The 15,248-nt window shown below is 71.2% G+C and carries 14 protein-coding genes; 8 read left to right on the top strand and 6 right to left on the bottom strand.

Annotation, left to right across the window (positions count from 1 at the left end; genetic code table 11):
• The first annotated feature begins 12 nt into the window (after nucleotides 1–12).
• Nucleotides 13–867: a phosphotransferase gene (locus ACFLIM_RS02720; protein WP_393161465.1), complete on the top strand. Its 855-nt coding sequence runs from the start codon at nucleotides 13–15 to the stop codon at nucleotides 865–867.
• Between the two features lie 59 nt (nucleotides 868–926).
• Nucleotides 927–1,193 (top strand): TFIIB-type zinc ribbon-containing protein, encoded by a 267-nt coding sequence (locus ACFLIM_RS02715; protein ID WP_393161463.1) that lies wholly within the window; start codon nucleotides 927–929, stop codon nucleotides 1,191–1,193.
• Nucleotides 1,194–1,241: 48 nt separating this feature from the next.
• Here the strand turns inward: ACFLIM_RS02715 and ACFLIM_RS02710 are convergent, their stop codons facing one another.
• The 3 genes from ACFLIM_RS02710 to ACFLIM_RS02700 form a co-directional block, all read right to left on the bottom strand.
• Nucleotides 1,242–2,225 (bottom strand): hypothetical protein, encoded by a 984-nt coding sequence (locus ACFLIM_RS02710; RefSeq protein ID WP_393161461.1) that lies wholly within the window; start codon nucleotides 2,223–2,225, stop codon nucleotides 1,242–1,244.
• Between the two features lie 37 nt (nucleotides 2,226–2,262).
• Entirely contained in the window at nucleotides 2,263–3,873 is a 1,611-nt protein-coding gene (locus tag ACFLIM_RS02705; RefSeq protein ID WP_393161459.1) for an ABC-F family ATP-binding cassette domain-containing protein, read from the bottom strand.
• A gap of 254 nt (nucleotides 3,874–4,127) precedes the next feature.
• On the bottom strand, nucleotides 4,128–4,649 hold the full coding sequence (locus ACFLIM_RS02700; protein WP_393161458.1) for a CGNR zinc finger domain-containing protein: 522 nt from the start codon (nucleotides 4,647–4,649) through the stop codon (nucleotides 4,128–4,130).
• 25 nt (nucleotides 4,650–4,674) lie between these two features.
• On the opposite strand from ACFLIM_RS02700, the gene ACFLIM_RS02695 reads away from it, so the two are divergent.
• The 5 genes from ACFLIM_RS02695 (at nucleotide 4,675) to ACFLIM_RS02675 (ending at nucleotide 9,910) form a co-directional block, all read left to right on the top strand.
• On the top strand, nucleotides 4,675–4,848 hold the full coding sequence (locus ACFLIM_RS02695) for a hypothetical protein (RefSeq protein ID WP_393161456.1): 174 nt from the start codon (nucleotides 4,675–4,677) through the stop codon (nucleotides 4,846–4,848).
• 145 nt (nucleotides 4,849–4,993) lie between these two features.
• Nucleotides 4,994–7,240, top strand: coding sequence for a CehA/McbA family metallohydrolase (locus ACFLIM_RS02690; RefSeq protein ID WP_393161454.1), 2,247 nt, complete (start codon nucleotides 4,994–4,996; stop codon nucleotides 7,238–7,240).
• A 5-nt stretch (nucleotides 7,241–7,245) separates the two neighbouring features.
• Entirely contained in the window at nucleotides 7,246–8,175 is a 930-nt protein-coding gene (locus tag ACFLIM_RS02685) for an acyltransferase domain-containing protein (RefSeq protein WP_393161452.1), read from the top strand.
• Nucleotides 8,176–8,222: 47 nt separating this feature from the next.
• Nucleotides 8,223–8,843, top strand: a complete 621-nt coding sequence (locus tag ACFLIM_RS02680; RefSeq protein WP_393161450.1) for a TetR/AcrR family transcriptional regulator — start codon at nucleotides 8,223–8,225, stop codon at nucleotides 8,841–8,843.
• The gene (locus ACFLIM_RS02675; protein WP_393161448.1) at nucleotides 8,840–9,910 is read left to right on the top strand and encodes an acyltransferase family protein; all 1,071 of its coding nucleotides are present in this window, start codon (nucleotides 8,840–8,842) and stop codon (nucleotides 9,908–9,910) included. The genes ACFLIM_RS02680 and ACFLIM_RS02675 overlap by 4 nt, the downstream gene beginning before the upstream one ends.
• Nucleotides 9,911–9,936: 26 nt before the next feature.
• Here ACFLIM_RS02675 and ACFLIM_RS02670 read toward each other — a convergent pair whose 3' ends face one another.
• The 3 genes from ACFLIM_RS02670 to meaB all read right to left on the bottom strand — a co-directional run bounded on the left by ACFLIM_RS02670 (nucleotide 9,937) and on the right by meaB (nucleotide 13,121).
• Entirely contained in the window at nucleotides 9,937–10,320 is a 384-nt protein-coding gene (locus ACFLIM_RS02670; protein ID WP_393161446.1) for an acyl-CoA thioesterase, read from the bottom strand.
• On the bottom strand, nucleotides 10,320–12,080 hold the full coding sequence (locus ACFLIM_RS02665; protein ID WP_393161444.1) for an AMP-dependent synthetase/ligase: 1,761 nt from the start codon (nucleotides 12,078–12,080) through the stop codon (nucleotides 10,320–10,322). Before ACFLIM_RS02665 ends, ACFLIM_RS02670 begins: the two co-directional genes overlap by 1 nt.
• An 81-nt stretch (nucleotides 12,081–12,161) precedes the next feature.
• A complete protein-coding gene (meaB, locus tag ACFLIM_RS02660) occupies nucleotides 12,162–13,121 on the bottom strand; it encodes a methylmalonyl Co-A mutase-associated GTPase MeaB (protein WP_393161442.1) in 960 nt (319 codons plus the stop codon).
• 111 nt (nucleotides 13,122–13,232) lie between these two features.
• On the opposite strand from meaB, the gene ACFLIM_RS02655 reads away from it, so the two are divergent.
• Complete coding sequence (locus ACFLIM_RS02655) at nucleotides 13,233–15,236, top strand: serine/threonine-protein kinase (protein ID WP_393161440.1); 2,004 nt, start codon at nucleotides 13,233–13,235, stop codon at nucleotides 15,234–15,236.
• Nucleotides 15,237–15,248 lie beyond the last annotated feature (12 nt).

Below are 15,248 nucleotides of genomic sequence, written 5' to 3'. Positions count from 1 at the left end.
TAGTCTGTACGAGTGGGTCTGGAGGTTGAGCTGGCGGGTATCGCCGCGGCGTACGGCGGCACGGGAACACCGGTGTTACACCCGACACGCACGGATGTCGTGGTGTTACGCAGGGGCGAGGTCGTGGTCAAGGCCCACTCCGTGCGCGACGACGTCGAGTCGCTGCGCCCGAGATTGCGGGCCGCCGCGTCGGCCGCGGTGAGCGGCGTGATGCTGGCGCCGCTGGAGCCGGAGGTGCTGGCGGCCGAGGGGCGGGCGGTGACCGTGTGGCCCGCGGGCCGCCCCGTCGCGCAGGACGACCCCGATTCCGCGCCCTGGGAGGAGGGCGCCAGGCTGCTGGCCAGGCTGCATGCCATCCCTCTCACGCTGCTGCCGGAGCTGCCCGCCTCCGGAGGGCCCGCCAGGGCCGCCCGCGCGGTGGGGCGCATGACCGGCGACGGCCCGGTCGAGCAGCTCATCAGACGGGCCTTCAAGGAGCTGCCCGAGATGACGCCGCTGCCGGGGCTGTTCACGCACGGCGACTGGCATCTGGGCCAGCTCGTCCACCGGGACCGGTGGCTGCTCATCGACGTCGACGACCTGGGCGTCGGCGACCCGGCGTGGGACCTGGCCAGACCGGCCGCCTGGTACGCCGCCGGGCTGCTCGACCCGGCCGTCTGGGAGCGGTTCCTGGGGGCGTACCTGGCCTCCGGCGGGCCCGCGCTCGGCCAGGGCGACGACCCGTGGCGGCGGCTCGATCTGCCGGCCCGGGCGCTCACCGTCCAGCTCGCCGCGGTGGCCGTGACGAACGCCGAACGCGAGGGCCGGGAACTGGACGAGGTGGAGCATTCGTTGGTGGAGTCGTGCAACAGAATCGTCCGAGCGTGACGGGGTTGCGCGCGGTAGGTTTCAGACCGGAGACCTCGAAGCCAAGGAGAGCGACTTAGATGCAGTGCCCTAAGTGCCGCGGAAACATGCGGACCTATGAGCGCAACGGCGTCCACATCGAGCAGTGCGACAACTGCCGTGGGATCTTCCTCGACTACGGCGAGCTGGAGACGCTGACCCGGATGGAGTCGCAGTACAACGCGGCTCCCCCGCCCGCCCCCGGCCCCGGCCCCGCGTGGGGCGCGCCGCACGGCGGCCACCACGGCGGCGGCCACTACGGCCACCGCGGCCAGCGCAGCTGGGTGGGCATGCTGTTCTCGACCTGACCAGGAAGGGCCGCGCGCGTCCGGTGCGCGGCCCCTCGAGTTCACGGCTCAGCCGGGGAAGTCGTCGGGATCCACGGGCGAGGTGCGGGCGTTGCCGCCGGAGATGGAGTGCAGCGTGATCCGCCAGTCGTGCCAGCGGATCTGCGTGGCGGTGAAGGTCGTCTTGAACGTCACCGACTTCTGGAACCGCTCGAAGCTGCACTCCCGCGTGAACGCCTTGCTCTTGCCGTCCCAGTCCACGCCGTGCGTGAAATAGATCTTGTAGTTGCCGTCACGCACGCCCCGGACCTTGAACTTCGCCTTCCTGCGCACGTACACGGTGAACGCCTTGCTGCCGCCCCGCACGACCGAGACCACGGCGTCGCGGGAGCCGCCGTTGTCGATCTCCAGCGAACTGCGGCCGTTGAGCGTGCCCTTGCGGATGAACGAGCCGTTGCTCAGCCGCCTGGTCTGCTTGCCCTTGGCCGACACGTCCACGATGTCGGCCGGGTAGTCTCCGGCGCTCTGCAGGGCCTCGCCCGCCTGGTCCAGCGCGTCCAGCTTGTCGTCGAGGTCGGTGAGCACGGCCGAGGAGGTGCACAGATCCCTGGCGCCCACCTTGCCCGCCGTGGAGCCCAGCTCGGTGGCGAAGTCGCGCAGGCTGGTCACGTACGCGTCGTGCTGGGTGCGTACGGTGTCGGGCGGGGTGAGCGCGGAGAGCGCGTCGGCGGCGCCGCTCAGCGCCTCCTCGGCTCGATCCACCCGCTGGTCCAGGGCCTTGACCCCGCGCGCGCCCGCCATCGCGTTGATCGCGTCGAGCATCGTCTTGTGCCTGCTGTCGAGCTCGCCCTTGTAGGCCTCGGCGGTTAAGGCGGCCGGGCTCGGGCTGCCGCTGGCCGTAGCCCCGCCGTTGGCGGCGACGCCGCCCTTGCCGCCCGCGACGCCGCTGACCCTGGCCTCGCCGCCCGTCGGGGAGGACGAACCAGCGGAACAGGCACTGAGCGTGAGCGTCGCCAGGGCGAGAACGCAGGGGATCAACCGAGGTGCAGCCACCTGCCACACTATCGCCGGGTTGATCCCCATGCGTCAATTACGATTCGGCCAGTCCCTCATCCCGATCCTGTCGCAACCAGCGGGTGATCCCGAGCGTCTCCAGGAACGGCAGGTCGTGGCTGGCCACGATGAGCGCCCCGCGGTAGGCCGACAGCGCCTGGGCGAGCTGGCGGACGCTGGCCATGTCCAGGTTGTTCGTCGGCTCGTCGAGCAGGAGCAGTTGCGGCGGCGGCTCGGCCGACAACAGCGCGGCGAGCGTCGCGCGGAACCTCTCGCCGCCCGACAGCGTGCCGGCCGCCTGGTTGACCCGCTCGCCCCTGAACAGGAAGCGCGCCAGGCGGGCCCGCACGTCGTTCACCGAGGCGGAGGGCGCCACGGCACGCACGTTGTCCACCACGCTCAGCGTGTCGTCCAGCAGGTCGAGCCGCTGCGGCAGGTAGCGGACGGGCACCTGGGCGCCGTGCTCGACGATCCGCTTGAGCAGCGTCGTCTTGCCCGAGCCGTTCGGGCCGAGCAGCGCGATGCGCTCCGGCCCGCGTACGACCAGCGTCTCCAGCACGACCGTGCGGACCGCCCCCTCTTCGGAGCCGGGATCGGGTTCGCGGGCCGGCGGCGGGTCGAGCGGGAGGGTCAGGACCGTGCGGCCGGCGGGTACCTCGGTGCCCGGCAGCTGGATGCGGATCTCCGCGTCGTCGCGTACGGACTGCTCGGCCTCGGTGAGCCGCTCACGGGCCTCCTCCAGCTTCTCCAGGCCCAGGTTGCGCTGCTTGCCCGCGGTCACCTGGGCCTGCCGCTTGCGCCCGTTCGCGACGATCTTCGGCACCCTCTTGTTCTCGAACGCCTTTCTCCCGTTGCGCAGGTTCCGGTCGATCTTGATTCGGGTCTCGACGAGCTCGCGCTGCTGCCGTCTCACCTCGCCCTCCGCGGTGCGCACCGTCCGCGCGGCGGCCTCCTGCTCGGCCGCGACCTGGTCCTCGTAGTCGCCGAGGTTGCCGCCGTACATGCGCACGACGCCCTCGCGCAGCTCGGCGATCTGGTCGACGAGCTCCAGCAGCGTACGGTCGTGGCTGACGACCACCAGCACGCCCGGCCAGGCGGCGACGGCGGCGTAGAGGCGTTCGCGAGCGTCCAGGTCGAGGTTGTTGGTGGGCTCGTCGAGCAGCAGCACCTCGGGCCGTTTCAGCAGCTGGGCGGCCAGCGCGACCATGATGGTCTCGCCGCCGGACAGCGTGCCGACCGTGCGGTCCAGCCCGATGTGGCCGAGCCCGAGCCGATCGAGCTCGGCCCGCGCGCGCTCCTCGACGTCCCAGTCGTCGCCGACCGCGGCGAAATGCTCCTCGGCCACGTCGCCGCCCTCGATGGCGTGCAGCGCCGCCCGCGTCGCGCTGATCTCCAGCAGGTCCGACACGGTACGGCCTGCGCCCAGCGGCACGTTCTGCGGCAGGTACCCCACCTCGCCCGAGACGGACACGGACCCGGATCCCGGGACCAGCTCCCGAGCGATGATCTTCAGCAGGGTGGACTTGCCCGACCCGTTGACCCCGATGAGCCCGGTACGCCCGGCGGGGAAGGCGGCGTCGAGCCCGTCGAGCACCTTGGTGCCGTCCGGCCAGCCGAAGGACACGTGATCTACAACAATGGAAAACATCAGGCGGCTCCCGTCACAAAGGTCGAAATTTCGTGACTTGGCGGGAACACCGCATATGCGCGCGAAACGAGGAAACTCTGGCGGAGTTCGCGATGGAGGCGAGGATGTCGCCGGGGTCCAGGTGTGCGCGCATGCCCCAGATGCCGATCAATACGGATGGGGCGGAACGGCGCGGTGCCCGCGACCTCAGATCCTCACTCAGCTGCCCCCACGGCTCGGCGATAATACGCTGGCAAGTTTAGGCGACGCGGAGATCAGAGGGCAAGGTGACGGGCCCGGTGCGCCGCCACGTTGACCCTGTTCGCGCAGGCCAGCGAGCAGAACCGGCGTCGCCCGTTGCGCGAGGTGTCGACGTAGACGATCGCGCACCCGTCCCTGTCGCACCGCCCCAGCCGCCGGCCGTCGGAGAACGAGATCGCCATCGCCAGGCCGCCCGCGGTGGTGTCCTTGGCCCGGGAGACGATGTCGGCGTCCACGGAGAAGAAGTGCAGGTGGGGCTCACGCCCGTCGTGAGCGCTGACGTACGGCTTGGACGCGGTGACGTCGAGCAGGTCGTTGACCAGCTTGATCTGGATGTTCTGGTCCGGCTCCCCGAACACCGGCGCGAGCCGCTCCGCCCACGCCCGCAGCTCCGCCGCCTCCTCCTGGGTGACGGCGGTGCGGAGCAGGCGGTGCTCCGACAACATCGCCTCGACCGCCGCCGGGCCGAAGTCGGTCGCGTTGACCAGCGCCGCCGCGAGGGCCGCCCCGTTGCCCCCGTAAGCATTGAAATGCATAAGGTCATTACATCAGATTGGAATCATGCACCCTAGAGATCTGCACGACCCCCTCGCCCTGACCGTCGTCTCCTCTCACCGCACCTCCGAGGGCCTGGTCTGCTATCTGCGGTGTGCCTGCGGCGCCTGGGAGGTGCGCAGCGCGGCGCTGGTCGCCACCACCTCGCCGCGCCCTCGACCCATCAGGACCATCGGCTGACACGGGGCGGGGCAGCATCGGAAACCCGTGAGTGGAATACCTTCTCCCGGGGGTGAAGTTTCCGTATCCGCTGCGTCAGCGCCGGTCGGACGGGCTGCGTGATCCATGTCACGATGTAGCGCAACCGACGTGGGGAGAGGCGCATATGTGTGCGGAACCGACACTGCCCGAAAAGGTGGCGGGGGCGCTGGAGGAGTACGGGCGGCTGCTGGGCGAGCACGGCATCACCTGGGGCGAGCCGGAGATCCACTACGTCAAGTTCTTCGCCCGGCGCCGGGTGCTGCCGCCGACGCTGTTCGACCGGTTCTGGCAGCTCGTCTTCAGGTCGGTGGCCGAGAGCCATCCGGACGAGCCTCGCCACCAGCTCGCCGCCCGCCTCGCCGAGCCGGACTACGACCGGGTCCTGCGCGACACCCTCGACGGCGAGTTGCCGGGACACCTCGTCGCCCTGCGCGTCAGCCCGGACGGGTTAGCGCTTGAGGGCGCCCCGAAAACGGTGCTGCTCCCCGCGCAACCACTCCACTCGGTGCCGGACGAGGCCGAGGCGGCCCGGCGATGGGCCGGTGAGGTGCCGTTCGTCCTGCTGACGGGCGGCGCGCAACCCGAGAGCGGCGGGGCGGACCCGGTGCCGTCCGCCCCGCGCCCAGCTCGCGCCGAGGCACTGGCGCCGTCCGTGCCGCTGCCCGGGCGGGGTGAGGAGCGGATCTCGTTGCTCATCGACTCCAGCCGCGACGACTCCTGCCTGGTCGGCGTCGACGAGACCCAGCGGCGGCTCGCCCCCCGCGGCGCCTGGCTGGTCCAGGTCGATCACGACAGCACAATCGTCGTGGACGGCGCACGCGTGCGGCTGGACACCCTCCTGCGGCCCACCCAGATGTCCAGGCTGCTCCTGCTGGCGGGGCTGCCCTGCCGGTGGAGCGTCATGGCCGCAGACGGCGGCGGCTGGTTCCCGCCCGGCACCCCGAACCGCTACGACTACCACGGCCGCCCGTACTTCCACGGCGACGACATCGAGCTGGAGGTCCCCGCGGTCCCCCTGACGATCACCGTGGCCAGAGGCATGGAGTACGGCGAGGCCAAGCTGGAGCTCACCCCGGACTCCGGCGAGCGGCACCTGATCAGGCTGACCCCCGAACGCCTCTACGACGCCGCCGCCCGCGGCTGGTACGGCGCCGACATGCACGTTCACCTCAACTGGGCTGGCGACCTGGTGGGGGTGCCCGCGGACGCGGCCGCCGCCCAGCACGGCGAGGACCTGCACGTGCTCAACCTGCTGGCGGGCAACGTCTCCGGCAGGCGTGTCTACGACCGCGAGGCGCTGGAGCACTGGACGGGCGAGGACCTGCCGTGGTCGGACGCCACGCATCTGGCCAGGATGGGCGTCGAATACCGCAACGACCTGCTCGGCCACATCTACGCCTTCGCGCCCCGCGACGCCCCCGGCCGCTACCACACCGGGTTCGCGGGCGACGCGGACTGGCCGCCCAACGCCGACGGGCTGCGAGAGCTGCGCGGTCTCGGGGCGCTCGTCGGCTACAGCCACCCCTTCCGCACCCCGATCGCCGACGGCGACCCGCCCAAGGGCGTCGTCTCGCCCATGCCGCGCAACTGCGCCGCCCGCGAGCTGGTCGCCGACGCCGCGCTCGGCCTGGTGGACAGCCTCGACGTGCTCACCCACGCCTCGATCCCGTCCACGGCGGCGGTGTACCGGCGGCTGATCGGCGCGGGCAACCGGCTGGCCGTGACCGCCGGCACGGACGCGATGATCTCCTTCACCCGCTCCGACAACCAGTCGAACCCGCCCGGCTGGGCCCGCGTCTACGCCCAGGTCGACGGGCCGCTGACGGCCAGGGCCTTCGCGGCGGCCGTACGCGCGGGCCGTACGTTCGCCACCACCGGCCCCTGGCTGGAGCTGTCCGTGGACGGCCACGGCCCCGGCCACGTCATCCACGCGCGCGGGGGGCAGCACGTCACCGTCACGGCCAGCGCCATCGGGCCCGAGGTCGCGGCGGTGCGCATCCGCACCGCGGAGGGTGTTCGGGCGGGGGCGGAGCGCCTGTCGGCCGATTACCCGCGGGCGGGCGAGGAGGTGCTGACCGTGACGGCCGGCTTCCGGGTGGACGCGCCGACGTACGTGGTGGCCGAGGTCCTGTGCGACCCGCACCCGCGCACCATGACCTCCACCGGGTACGCCCTGACCAGCCCCGTCTACGTGGACATCGACGGCAGGCAGGTCGCCAGGCAGGACGACGTACGGTGGTGCCTGGAGTGGCTGGACCTGCTGGAGGACCTGATCAGGCAGCACGGCCGGCTGGCGAGCGCCTACCAGTTCGGCGACCACGTGTCCCTGCTGGAGCGGGCCAGGACCGTCTACCGGGGGCGGCTAGGCTGACCCGGATGGACGTCAAGGCCCTGCTCCGCACCCACCCCGCCTGGCTCGACCACCTCGAATCCCTCGGCGGCTTCGACCTCGCCTTCCCCGCCGACCTCCCGTCGGAGCTGCTGCGCCTCGCCGTGCCGCACGAGGACGTCAACGCCGTCATCGCCGCCCGCCCGGAGCCGGGCAGCGCGCAGTGGTGGCTGGCCGAGCGGTGCGCGTACTCGCTGGTGTCCACGATGGGCGCCCTGGACGACCCGCCGCCGTTCCGGGTGCTGCCCGAGCTGGGGCCGTACTTCTACGTGTACGTCTACCTGGCCGCCCTGCCGCACACCCGCCGATACCACCGCGAGCTGGGCATCCCGGAGGAGGTGTCCTGGGCGACGTTCACGGACCTGGGGCGCAACATGGCCGTGCACCGCAAGCGCCACGGCACCGGCGGCCTGCACGCGCCCCACTGGTTCATGCTGCACGCCCGCGGCATCCTCTACGAGCTGGGCCGCCTCCAGTTCAACCGGGGCAGGCTGAGCAGGGCGGTCACCACGGACGGGATGCCGGTGGGGCCCGGCGACCCGGCGCTCGGGGTGCACATCCCCGACTTCCACGGCCCGTTGACGCCCAAGGCGTGCGACGCGTCGTTCGAATGGGCCAGGCGGTTCTTTCCCCGGCACTTCCCCGAGGAGGACTACCGCGTCATGACGTGCGGGTCCTGGCTGCTGGACGAGCAGCTCGCCCGCTACCTGCCGGCCGACGCCAACATCGTCGCCTTCCAGCGGCGTTTCCACCTGCTCGACAGGTTCGACGACAGCGACATGTTGTCCTTCGTGTTCGGCGGGGACGCCACCGACCTGAGCGAGCTGCCGCGCCGCACGCGGCTGGAGCGGGCCATCGCCGACCACCTCGCGAGCGGCGGCGCCTGGTACGGCCGGATCGGCTGGCTGCACTTCTGACCCGCCCGCGATCCTCGCTCTCTAGCCGCATGTGCTAAATTTTGGCCATGCGGTCAGAAAATGAGCCGGGCGGACAGAAAGCCCGCTCGTTCATCGAGGAGGCCAGGCGTGCCCAGATCGTGGCGTCGGCCGTGGAGGTGATCGCCGAGGTCGGGTTCGCCCAGGCGTCGCTGGCGCGGATCGCCAAGCACGCGGGCATCAGCAAGGGCGTCATCTCCTACCACTTCGCCGGCAAGGACGAGCTGATGGAGGAGGTGGTCGACCGCACGTTCGGGACCATCGCCGAGCACGTGGGCGCCAAGATGGAGGGCCTGCGGACGGCCGCCGAGCTGCTCAGGACGCACGTCCTGTCGGTGGCCGAGCACATGCGCGGCCATCGCACGCAGCTCATCGCGCTGGGCGAGATCTTCTACAACCTCAGGACCGCCGACGGCAAGCCTCGCTACGGGATCAACGCCAACGAGGAGATCTATCGCGCCATGGAGCAGATCTACCGCTTCGGCCAGGAGAGCGGGGAGTTCAGGGACTTCGACACGCGTGTCATGGCCATCACCCATTCCTCCGCCATCGACAACATGTTCGCCTACTGGGTAGCCAATCCCGACCACGACCTCGACGCACACGCAAAGGAACTAGCGGACCTCCTGGAAAGGGCATGCAAGGCATGAAGACCGAGCCGAGGACCAGGCTCTACGCGGTCGACAACCTCCGGATCGTGCTGACCGCGCTGGTGGTCGCCCACCACGTCGCGGTCACGTACGGCAACATCCCCCTCTGGTTCTACACCGAGCCCGCCAAGGACCCGTCCGGGACCGCGCTCGACATCCTGGTCACCATCAACCAGGCGTTCTTCATGGGGTTCTTCTTCCTCATCTCCGGCTTCTTCACCCCCGGCTCGTTAGACCGCAAGGGCGGTCGCTCCTTCGTGCGCGAGCGGCTGGTTCGGCTCGGCATCCCGCTGCTGGTCTTCCTCGTCCTGCTCCGGCCGCTGGTCAACTTCGGCGGGTACGCCCAGTACCAGGACCTGCCGTACTGGCAGTACTACCTCGGCTCGTGGGACCCGGGGCCCATGTGGTTCGCCGAGGTGCTGATCGTCTTCGCGCTGGCCTACGCCTGGTGGCGGAGCCGGCGGGCGCCACTCGACGCGCAGCCTGCGCCGCTCCGGTTCAAGTGGATCGTGCTGTTCGTGCTGGGGCTGACGGCCGTCACGTTCCTGTGGCGGATCCCGGTGCCCACCGGAACCTACGTGCCCGTGCTCGGGCTGCCGTCACCGGACTTCCTGCCGCAGTACGCGAGCATGTTCGTGCTCGGGTGCGTGGCCTTCAGGCGCGGCTGGTTCGAGTCGCTGCCGGCGCGGGCGGGGCGGCTCGGGCTCGTCGCGGCGACCGGGTCGACCCTGGTGCTGCTGCCGGCGTTCATGACGAGCGGAGCGGTGTCCACGGCGCTGATCGCCCTCTGGCAGTCCGCGTTCGCGGTCGGCATGGTCATCGGCCTGTCGGTGCTCTTCAGGGAGCGGTTCAACGAGCAGGGGCCGCGCGGCAGATTCCTGGCCGAGCACGCCTTCACCGTCTACATCACCCACCCGCTCGTGCTGGTCGCCCTCGGCTACGCGCTGAGCTGGCTGCACGCGATCGCGATCGTCAAGTTCGCGATCATGCTGGCGCTGGCCCTGCCGCTGTGCTGGGCGCTGGCCTACGCCGTGCGGTCGCTGCCGGGGGCTAAACGCGTGCTGTGAGCGAACCGATGAACACAGGAGCTTGCTCATAGGGCCGACGAAGGAGGTCCTATGAGCATCCCGGGCAGGGGGGCGGCCGCTCCGTCGCGCACGCACACGTACGTGATCGTGCCGACGGCCACCAGGTCGCCCCCGTGCCGCATCGTGAACGTCATCGTGATCGACGTGGTGCCCACCCTGGCCGGCGCGGTCTCCACGGCCAGCACGTCGCCGAGGCGGGCGGGGGCGTGGTGCTCGCATCCGCTCGCCTTGACGACCAGGTCCGCGCCCTCCCGCCGGAGCCGGTCGTAGCCGCCCCTTTCACCGAGCCAGTCGAGGAAGGCGTCCTCGAAGTACTCGTAGTAGCGGGCGGCGTGCATCATCGACTGCGCGTCGCAGTGCCTCGGGCGGACCTGGAGGTGGGAGATCACTACGCGGGCGAGTCGTAGAAGGAGTCGAGCACCTTGCCGTGACGCTCCTCGACCGCCTTGCGCTTGATCTTGAGGCTGGGCGTCAGCTCGCCCGTCTCCACCGTGAAGTCCTCGGCCAGGATCGCGAACTTCTTGACCGTGGCATAGCTCGCCTGGTCCGCGTTGACCTGGTCGATGGCCTTCTCGACCTCCTCGCGCATGCGCGGGTGCGCGCGCAGCGACTCGGCGTCGGAGGGCAGCGACTCGGCCTGCGCCCACGGCTTGACCACGTCCATGTCGAGCGTGACCAGGGCCGTGACGTAGTTGCGCCGGTCGCCGTGCACGAACACGTGCGACGCGTACGGGCAGGCCGCCTTGATCCGGCCCTCCAGGTAGGTGGGCGCGACGTACTTGCCGCCCGAGGTCTTGATCAGCTCCTTCTTGCGGTCGGTGATGAGCAACCGCCCGGCCGGATCCAGCTCGCCGATGTCACCCGTACGCAGCCAGCCGTCCTCCAGCGCGTCGGCCGTCTCCTCCGGCAGCCCGTGGTATCCGCGCATGATGCCGCGCCCGCCGATGAGGATCTCGCCGTCGTCGGCGATGCGGACCTCGGTGCCCGGCAGCGGCGGCCCGACCGTCCCGAACTGCACCGTGTCCGGCCGGTTGAGGAAGCTGCCCGCCGAGGACTCGGTCAGGCCGTACCCTTCGAGGATCGTCAGGCCGGCCGCGTCGAAGAACTCGGCGATGTCCTTGGACAGCGGGGCGGCGCCGGAGATGAAGAAGCGGATCCGGCCGCCGAACCGGTTGCGCAGCTTGCTGAACACCAGGCGGTCCGCCAGCGCGTATTCGACCCGGGTGGTGAGCGGGATGGCCGCCTCGCGCTGGCGGGCCCTGCTGACCCTGATGCCGGTCGCCCGGGCCCAGTTGAAGATCCGCAGCTTGACGCCGCCCTCGCGCTGCTGGGTGGCGGCGACGGTGTTGTGGATCTTCTCGAAGATGCGCGGCGCCGCGGCCATGAAGGTCGGCTTCAGCACGCCGAGGTTGTCGGCGATCTTGTCGAGGCGGCCGTCGATCGCGGTGGGCACGCCGATGTCGATCATCACGACCTCCAGCAGCTTGCCGAACGAGTGCGACAGGGGCAACCACAGGAAGTGCAGGTCGGACCCGGAGATCAGGTCCAGCTCGCGGACGGAGCTCGCGGCGTACAGCCAGTTGTCGTGGGTCAGCTCCACGCCCTTGGGGCGGCCGGTGGTGCCCGAGGTGTAGATGAGCGTGGCCAGGTCGTCCTGGGCGATGGCGTCGACCATGGCGTCGTAGTCGCCCTCACCGGTCAGCGAGTCGAGCGTGACCACCCAGCCGTCGTCGCTGGCCGAGCCGTCGATGACCACCACATGGGTGACGTCCGGCACCTCCTTCTGGACGGACCTGATCTTGGCGACCTGGTCGTCGTTCTCGGCGATGACGATCGTGCTGCCGGAGTCGGTGATGACGAAGGCGGACTCGGCGGCGGTGTTGGACGGGTAGATCGTGGTCGTGGCCGCACCGGTCGCCAGCACCGCCAGGTCGGCCAGGACCCATTCGACCCGGGTCGAGCAGAGGATCGACACGCGGGTCCCCGGCCCGGCCCCCAGCTCTGACAGGCCCAGGGCCAGCCCGCGTACCCGCTCGCCCACCTCCCGCCATGACAACGAGGCCCAGCCGTCGTCCGAGGGCAGTCGGTACGCCTCGGCGTCGGGAGTCGCCGCGATCCGGTCGCGCAGCAGGGAGGGAATGCTGGACATGCCTGACCTCCTGGAGGGGTGTTGAGCCCGACTCTAAGAGCAATCCCGGGAATTGGTACAGTCCGGCGCGCGGGGCGTACGTCAGGGGTGTTTGAAGGCGGCCAGCAGACGGTCGGCGGCGAGCGCGGGGGTGAGCTCGCCCGCGAGGACCTCGCGCTCCACCTCCTCCGCGATCGCCGCCACCTCGGGGTGGTGGCGCAGCTCGGACAGCAGCCGGTCCCGCACCAGGGTCCACGTCCACTGCACCTGCTGCCCGCGCCGCTTGGCGCCCAGGTCCAGCGCCGCCTGATGGGCCAGGACGTGCCGCCAGAGCCGCTCCAGCCCGTCGCCGGTGAGGGCGCTGCAGGTCAGTACGGGCGGCGCCGGCGAGTCGGAGCGGAGCATGCGCAACGCCCCCGCCAGCTCCCGCGCCGCCTTCCTGGCCGGCAGCTCGTGCTCCCCGTCGGCCTTGTTGACCGCGATGACGTCGGCCAGCTCCAGCACGCCCTTCTTGATCCCCTGGAGCTGATCACCGGTGCGCGCCAGCGTGAGCAGCAGGAACGTGTCCACCATGTCGGCCACCGCGGTCTCCGACTGCCCCACGCCCACGGTCTCGACCAGCACGACGTCGAACCCGGCCGCCTCGACCACGACCATGGCCTCCCTGGTCGCCTTGGTGACGCCGCCGAGGGTGCCGGAGGTGGGCGAGGGGCGGATGAAGGCGGCCGGATCGACCGACAGGCGCGCCATGCGGGTCTTGTCACCGAGGATGCTGCCGCCGGTCCTGCTGGAGGAGGGGTCCACGGCCAGCACGGCGACCTTGTGCCCCTGCCCGGTCAGCAGCGTCCCGAGCGCGTCGATGAACGTGGACTTGCCCACGCCGGGCACGCCGGAGATCCCCACCCGGCGCGCGTGGCCGGAGAACGGGGTGAGCTCGACGAGCAGCCGCTGCGCCAGCGCGATGTGATCGGGCCTGGTCGACTCGACCAGCGTGATCGCGCGGGCGATCCACGTACGGGAACCGGCCCGTACGCCCTTGGCGTAGTCCTCCAGCGAGTGCACCCGACCTACTCCTTTCTTCCCAGTTGATCAGCCTAACTTCTGACAAGTCTTGACTTTTGCCAGTAGGGTGCTGGAGTTCTGATCTCAGCCGTCACAGGAGTCACTCCCCTCATGCCAAACGTCGAACCCCTCCGCGAGGGCGACCCGGCAGCGGTGGGACCCTACCGGCTGGTCGGGCGGCTCGGCGCGGGCGGCCACGGTGTCGTCTATCTCGGCCAGGCGCGCAACGGCGTCCCCGTCGCCGTCAAGGTGCTGCGCGAGGGACTCGCCGTGGGCGATCGCCTGGCCAAGGAGATCGCCGCCGCGCGGAAGGTCGAGCCGTTCTGCCTCGCGCGGGTGCTCGGCGCCTCGACCAGCGGCAGGCCGTACATCGTGGCCGAGTACGTGGACGGGCCCTCGCTCCAGCAGGCCGGCCGGCACGGGACGGACCCGCAGCGGCTCGCCGTATCGACCGCGACCGCGCTGGACGCCATCCACCAGGCCGGAGTCGTACACGGGGACTTCAAGCCGGCCAACGTCCTGCTCGGGCCCGACGGGCCGCAGGTGGTGGACTTCGGCATCGCCGGGGCGCTCGGCTCGGGCATGAAGGCGACCAGCAACATCGTGGGCACGCCCGCGTACATGGCGCCCGAGCAGCTCGCGGGGAAGGCGGTAGGGGCGCCCGCGGATGTGTTCGCGTGGGCGTCGGTGGTGGTGTTCGCGGCGACGGGGGTGCCGCCGTTCGGGGACGACGCGTTGCCCGTGGTGATCAACCGCATCCTGAACGACGAACCGCAGATCGGCGAGTTGCGGTCGCCGCTGCGCGAGGTCGTGCTGGCCTGCCTGGCCAAGGAGCCGGCGACCCGTCCCACGATGCGCGACGTCCTGCTGCGACTGACCGCGCCCCTGCGCCAGCGCTCGGCCCCGCACCAGACCCCCGACCAGCCCCCGGCCTGGCACCAGACCCCTGAGCACACTCCCGAACCCCCGGCGTGGGACCGAACCCCCGATCACACCGCCGAGCCCCCGGCGTGGCACCAGACCCCGGACCCCGCCGAGCCCTCCGCCTGGCAGCAGACCCTCGACCAGGACCCGGCCCACGATCCCTCCCCCGGTCGACCCCACGATCCGGCCCTTGGCCGCTCTCCCGATCCGATGCCTGGCCGACCCCACGATCCCGCCTCCGGCCGGCCCCTCGACCCCGCCCTCGGCCGCTCGCACGATCCGGTGGCCGGCCGGTCCCGGGCGCAGGCCACTGGCCGGCCCCATGCCGCGTCAGGCAAGGCCGAAGGTCCGCGCCAGGGCGCGCCGCGGGCCGCTGCCCGGCACCCGGCCCCGGCTTCGCACCACGGCTCGGCGCACCTTGCCTCGCCGCACCCGACCCCGGACTCGCACGAGAGCCCGGCGCAGAGCACCTCCCCGCTCCAGGCGCTGTTCGAGCTCTCGGCCCCGGTCGAGCCGCCGCCATCGCAATTCGAGCAGCCGGCGCCGTTCGAGCCTCCGGTCTCGGTCGAGGTGCCCGCCGAGGCCCCGGCTCCGGCGCGGCGGTCCGGGCGGCGGCGGGTGAAGACCGTGATCATCGCGGGCGTGGCAGGCGTGTCCGTGCTGGCCCTGGCCGCCGCCATCGTGTGGCTCACCCCCACCACGCCCACCCCGAAGACCAGGAACGTCGCCGTCGTGACCAACGCGCCCACGACCTCCCCCGCCGCCACGCCGACCAGGGCCCAGCGGCCGAAGCGGACCCGTACCGCGCGGCCGACCCCCCAGTCCGACGGCACGCCCAGCAGCGTGCCCACCGCCACGAGCACGGCCGCCACGACCGGGCGGCTCAGGCTCGTCTACCTCCGGGCGGGCGGGGCCAGGAACGGCGACTGCTGGGCCGGCGGCGAGGTGACGCTCCAGGCGCTGGTGCAGCGGACGGGAAGCCCCGTGAACTTCAGCTACACCTGGCTCATCGACGGCGTGACCGCCGGCCGGGCCTCGGCGATCATCTCCGAGAACGGCCAGCGCTACCTGACCTCGCCGCGCAACCTCAAGAGCGTGGGCGGCACCCACAACGTCACGCTGCGGATCACCTCCCCCATCGCGCTGCAGCGAACCATCACGGTCACGATCTGCGAGCGCACCACCTTCTGACGACTCCGAGCG

Origin of the sequence: Nonomuraea marmarensis (assembly GCF_043197025.1) — a bacterium.
GTDB lineage: Bacteria > Actinomycetota > Actinomycetes > Streptosporangiales > Streptosporangiaceae > Nonomuraea > Nonomuraea marmarensis.
This window is presented reverse-complemented; position numbering and strand designations above follow the sequence as displayed.